Genomic DNA, 1,077 nt, shown 5'->3' with positions numbered 1-1,077 from the left:
AATTTTTGGAGGAATTAACTTATATACGTACACGGCCAATCCATTAACGTGGTCAGACCCGCTAGGCCTAACTCCATGCAAGGGCCTGCCATCTACTCGCAAAACTGGAGGAACGGGCAAGAAATATAACTCTGCTAATGGACAAGGACTATATGTGCTACATGATGGAAAAAATATTCTATACGTAGGCAGAGGGGACGCACCAAAACGTCTTGCTATACACGCAAACACCAAAGATAAATCCATGTTGCGACAAGAAGTCATATTCAACAACAACTTAACAAAAGCGGAAGCGAAATTTTTAGAGCAAGAAATAATGAATTTACATGGAGGAGCCAGATCTACCAATAAAATGACCAATCTTCTAAACGAAATCAGGTCATATGCCTCTCGAAATCCAAACGCTGGAAAATACGACATTGCAGGCCACAGTACCGGCTGGAGCAGCAATGTTTTGAATGATGCACTCTCTGTATTAAAAGGGTATGGCTTATGAAGCAGAAATACAAAGTAGGAGATATCTTTACAATCCCACTGGAAAACAAAAAATACTCGATCTGTCAAATAGTCTGGGCACCAAAAGGTGATTATCAGAAAATATTTTCCTTCTGCGTTCTAGAAAATGGTAACTCACAGCCTACACTAGAAACAGGGGCAAACTCACCAACTCCTCTGAAAGACAACACCAAAACAATAGAAATTATCTTCTCAGGCGTAAAATACTTAACTAGCGGCCAATGGAAAGTAATCGACCACAAAAAATTATCCGAAAGCAGCAAAAGTCTACAAATTTTCAACATAGCAGGATCTCTTCATGAAGGAGACGCCTTCATCAGGAAGCTCACGCCAGATGAATATGCCAACTACCCCTCTATGTCGGTGTTTGGATTCGAACTCATCCAGAAAACTTTGATCAACAATATATAACTTTCGGGCAACCTGCTGAGCCAGCGCTGCGGTGGCAGCGATCCACGCCAACCGCTTCCCAACGACGGCCTGCTCGGACGCTTCCTCGGCCAAAGCCACGGCAAAAGCGTTGAAGGCAACGAGCACTACACCTACGACGCCACCGAGCGT

The 1,077-nt window shown here is 43.6% G+C and carries 1 protein-coding gene and 1 pseudogene; one reads left to right on the top strand and one right to left on the bottom strand.

Annotated elements, in window-relative coordinates; translation table 11 throughout:
* A pseudogene (locus tag LIY45_RS30520) lies at nt 1-496 on the top strand (hypothetical protein); the annotation flags it as partial.
* 287 nt (nt 497-783) lie between these two features.
* Here LIY45_RS30520 and LIY45_RS30510 read toward each other — a convergent pair.
* Nucleotides 784-1,077, bottom strand: a 294-nt coding sequence (locus LIY45_RS30510) for a hypothetical protein (RefSeq protein WP_226478713.1), incomplete at its 5' end; no start/stop codon positions are given.

It is taken from the genome of Pseudomonas sp. MWU16-30323 (assembly GCF_020515595.1).
GTDB classification, from domain to species: domain Bacteria; phylum Pseudomonadota; class Gammaproteobacteria; order Pseudomonadales; family Pseudomonadaceae; genus Aquipseudomonas; species Aquipseudomonas yamanorum.
Note: the sequence above shows the minus strand (reverse complement) of the source record. Positions and strands in the feature narration are given on the sequence as shown.